At 46.0% G+C, this 3,917-nt stretch carries 4 protein-coding genes; 3 read left to right on the top strand and 1 reads right to left on the bottom strand.

Going from position 1 to position 3,917, the window contains the following annotated elements:
• Window positions 1-727 (top strand): PAAR-like domain-containing protein (locus QZP87_RS10225; RefSeq protein ID WP_291322822.1); only part of this gene is annotated, 727 nt, incomplete at its 5' end.
• Window positions 728-782: 55 nt separating this feature from the next.
• Here QZP87_RS10225 and QZP87_RS10220 read toward each other — a convergent pair.
• Complete coding sequence (locus QZP87_RS10220) at window positions 783-2,219, bottom strand: hypothetical protein (protein WP_291322821.1); 1,437 nt, start codon at window positions 2,217-2,219, stop codon at window positions 783-785.
• A gap of 131 nt (window positions 2,220-2,350) precedes the next feature.
• On the opposite strand from QZP87_RS10220, the gene QZP87_RS10215 reads away from it, so the two are divergent.
• Both QZP87_RS10215 and QZP87_RS10210 read left to right on the top strand, forming a co-directional pair.
• A complete protein-coding gene (locus QZP87_RS10215) occupies window positions 2,351-3,091 on the top strand; it encodes a hypothetical protein (protein ID WP_291322820.1) in 741 nt (246 codons plus the stop codon).
• A complete protein-coding gene (locus QZP87_RS10210; protein ID WP_291322819.1) occupies window positions 3,092-3,769 on the top strand; it encodes a hypothetical protein in 678 nt (225 codons plus the stop codon). It begins immediately after the preceding gene.
• The last annotated feature ends 148 nt before the right edge of the window (window positions 3,770-3,917 follow it).

Raw genomic sequence — 3,917 nt, 5'->3', positions numbered from 1 at the left:
CAAGAAGGGTATTATTACCAGCAAGATTAAGGGCAAGATTTATTTTACTTCCTGGTCGATGGATGTGAAGTTCGAGGGGAAAAATGTTGTTCGGCATTTAGATTTGACGACGCATAATCATTCCAGTCAGCCTGGTCAAACGCCGCCTTGGCCCCATATCGATTCGGTCGCAGAGGAAACTGACTCAAAGTGCGAGAAACTAGAACAAACAAACAATGACAGTCGTGAAGCCTTAAAAGACAAAACCTCAGACAAAACACTTGTTGGGCAAACAGGCGAGGGGGAAGGCACAACGGTATCATCGATGAACTTTGGAGAAAGTATTACTGTAGGACATAACCGAAAAACAGCTAGAGAGCGTTATGGAATTTTTGTAGAAGGTGGAGATATGGAAAAACGTCACGAAGGAAAAAGCAACCTTTGTCCAGATGCAAACCACACTCATGGAAAACCAAGCGCTCAAAAGTCAGGACATGCAGAGGCAAAATTACTTGATGAACTATTTAAAACCAAATCAACTTCTGGAAAAGCAACCTTTAATATAGATTGGAGGAAAAAGAATGGCAAAAAATCTAAAACGCCATGCCTGGATTGTTATAAAATGATGTGCGCTGCAAAATCATATGAAATTTCGGTTTTTATCTGTGATAAAAATGGTAAAGAGCATAAAATTGATTGCCCTGCAAATAAAGAAAACTGGATAGCATTAGACGAACTTCTTAATTAAATTTACTAGGTTTTGGGTGCGGATCTGAGATTTTGAATTTCGCATCTTGAGCATTTTAGGCCGCCGCCTTTCGCCGTGGTTTTTCGCAGACTTCGAAATCGTCGTTGACGGCCTGGTCCGTCAGCAAGCCCATCGCTTCGGTCCAAACATTGCTGAGTGCCAGGGCGCGCAGGTTCAAGATGGCCTGAGAACTCTGGACGGTCCACCGCTGACCACATCGGCGCATCCGCACTTGCACAAGAGACTTGCAGGTCGCTTCGACGTGGCCGCTGGCGATGGGCATTCCCTGGGCGTAGCTTTCGGCATAGTTGAGACGGGAACGACGGTTGTCGATATAGGTTCTGGCCGCACTGGCTGCAGCTCCTTTCATCAGCGCAAGCTCCCCATCGATGCTATCAATCGCATCGTTGACGTGTTTCAGGCGTCGTACCCACCGGCGCCGTTTGGCGTGTCGCTCGGAGGTGGAGAACCCGGCCTCTTCGAGCCCGTCGTTCAGCTTGTCGGTCAGGTGGTACAGGTCGCATAGGCTGGTCCAATCCGGAAAGTCTTCGGCGATGATTCTCTCCAACTCCGGACCTCCGTCAGACAATGCTACCTTTCGCTTTGCCAGTTCGGGACATCGCCTCAAGAGCGCCTCTACATCGCCGCGCACCTGTTCTCGGATAATCCACTCGCCGACGCCGGGCAGCTTCGTGCTCTGATCCTTTTGTGCGTTTCGGCCATAGCGAAACGTCTTGAGCGGCTCTCCCTTCTCATCGTGCAGTGTCACGGTGGCGCAATAGGCCATTCGTCCATTGATTTCGCGCGGCTGCTTGCGTCCGTTGGGCCACTGAATCGGGTCGCGCACCGTTTCATCGGTCTCAATGCGGACCCGATCGTAGGCGACTGAAATCCCTGATGCATTCTCAGGAATCTCGACCGACTTGATGAGGTCATCTTCGAGTTGTTCGCGGTTGTCCTCCCACTGCTGGCCGCACGAAAGCGCCACCCGCTCGAAGCTCGACCGGCTGTATGGAAGGACCCCAAGGGGCTCGACGTTTTCGGCGGCCTCTCGCGGCGGTGCAGATTGCACGAGGCGAGCCATCGCCTCCGCACATTGGGGCGTCCAACTTCCATCGATCAATCCCGCTCGATGCTCCAGTGGCACCAGTTGTTCACCGCCTCGTTTCCCATACCGCTGATAGGTCCACCGCTCCACCTGCACCTTGCCCCAACTGCTGTGGTAACTCTTGTCCCTCTTCTTGGTCCCTCGTCGCCACACCTCACCTTGATAGCGGACATACTTCGCGCTCAGATCGTAGAGGCTCAACACCACCGCCAGCATCTGGCACGCAAAGCTCATCAGCGCTTCACCGAAGTGTTTCTCCGCTTCCCAGAACGAGAGTTCGCCTCCCTGGGCCTCTTCGCCAAGTTGAACCAGCGCCGTGCGAAACTCACGAACCGCCGTTTCAAGCGCCTTGTCGATCTCCTCTTCCACCGATACCCTATCCATCTGGGACTCCTTTTGGCTTTTCCGCGTTTTTTGACAATCACACGGTACCAATTGGAGTCCTTTTTTTTGATCCCTTTTCGATCACACGGTCACGAAATTCGAAATTCGAGAACCGCACCCTAGGTTTTGGTATGAGCAAAGAAGATTATTTTCCGATTGAGTTAATAAGAAACTCTCCTTTGAATTATAAATGGAATGAAGATATTGCAATAAAACTTTACTACGTAGATAATTTAAGGCTTTTTAATGCAATTAATTTATCTTCTTTTCGAATGAAAATGGCGCTTGGAGCTTTAATCACTGATCTGATAATTTGCCGACTGTCTCCATTTTGTGATACTAGTGATGCTCAAAAAAGAACAGATGCCGCCTGGGCTGCTGTAATTGATCCTCTCTACGTTTTTTCCTTAAAAATTGAACTCAGTACGGGTAACTTCGATGACAGGGAGCCTATATTGGGGACATTGGAGAGCTGTTTAAAATTATTGGATTCAATTTATACAAGTTATAATAAAGGAGATATTTATTTGGCAGATCCAATAATGTGCCAAGCATGGTTAGCAAGACATATCTCGCCCAATAAAAAAGTTTTTGATAATTGGCTTAAGGATACCCTACGAATTTCTGCTAAATACTTTCCTAGAGAACAGGAGTATGATAAGTCCACAGAAAAATTTGATTACTCTAATGAGATACCTGTATCACCGTATTTTTTTATAAAGAAACGAGAACGACGATTCGAAGATAACATTAAGGATATCAACCTATTTTTATCCAATCTCGAACCAATTAATAATCCATACTTAAGAAGTCCAAATGAAATGATTAAACACGGGTTTGTAGGTATTCCTTATAAATACGGGTTTGAATAAATGGCACTCAGTCAACCTAGCTATATCAAAGTAAAAAATGTCGCCTCATATGATTTAGGTAAAATGTGGGATGACATAAGAGCAAGTGATGATTTCAAATTTGATTCCAGTAAAATCCTCGAACAAAGCCTGTTACTTCAACCTAACGCACAAATAGCGTTAGGGATTGGCATGTATGAGTGGATATTTTGGTGTTTTGCACCTCACATTGACCGCCCTGAGCCAGAACAAGTTCTCGAAGCAATGTGGTGTGGTGCCTATGATCCTAAACGGTTCACTTATATAGAATTTAAAAGAGAGGAATGGTTGGGGCCTATTTTAGGCCCAATGTGGTGTGCAATGATGTTTGCAACTGCAATGGTTGGATATCGAGAAGAAGGAGAAATCGGGCTACAAGAAGGCTTAAGTTATTTACCTAGACTTGCCGTACATGTTTTACCCGAGTCACAGCCATTCCTTGAATGGCTAGATCAAATAATTGATAAATTAAAAATATTTAATTTGGACATCCCAAAAGATCCATTCGAAAACCTATTTGAAGAAAACGATCAGCATCCACTTGTTCCACGTGAAGTCCTCGATCCTAAAATCGATTTTGATATCAATCAAACATCTGTATTTATTAACGATTTTCTTAGTAAAGTTAATCCAAATAATCCTTTTTTGAAAAAAATTTAAACAGTCATACATGACCGTACGGCGGATGAATGTAGGGTGGATTCGCCTTGGCAATCCACCCACAGACGGAGCCGCGATGCCGCACTATCCGCCAAGGTTTCTGGATGGCTTGAAATGGCGGTTTGCTGCGCGAAACCGCCCTACTATT

Source organism: Desulfonatronospira sp. (assembly GCA_003563255.1).
Classification (GTDB): Bacteria; Desulfobacterota; Desulfovibrionia; order Desulfovibrionales; family Desulfonatronovibrionaceae; genus Desulfonatronospira.
Note: the sequence above shows the minus strand (reverse complement) of the source record. Positions and strands in the feature narration are given on the sequence as shown.

Coding starts and splice junctions, on each gene's coding strand:
- QZP87_RS10220 (WP_291322821.1), bottom strand. CDS start 2,219: ATGGATAGGGTATCGGTGGAAGAGGAGATCGACAAGGCGCTTGAAACG.
- QZP87_RS10215 (WP_291322820.1), top strand. CDS start 2,351: ATGAGCAAAGAAGATTATTTTCCGATTGAGTTAATAAGAAACTCTCCT.
- QZP87_RS10210 (WP_291322819.1), top strand. CDS start 3,092: ATGGCACTCAGTCAACCTAGCTATATCAAAGTAAAAAATGTCGCCTCA.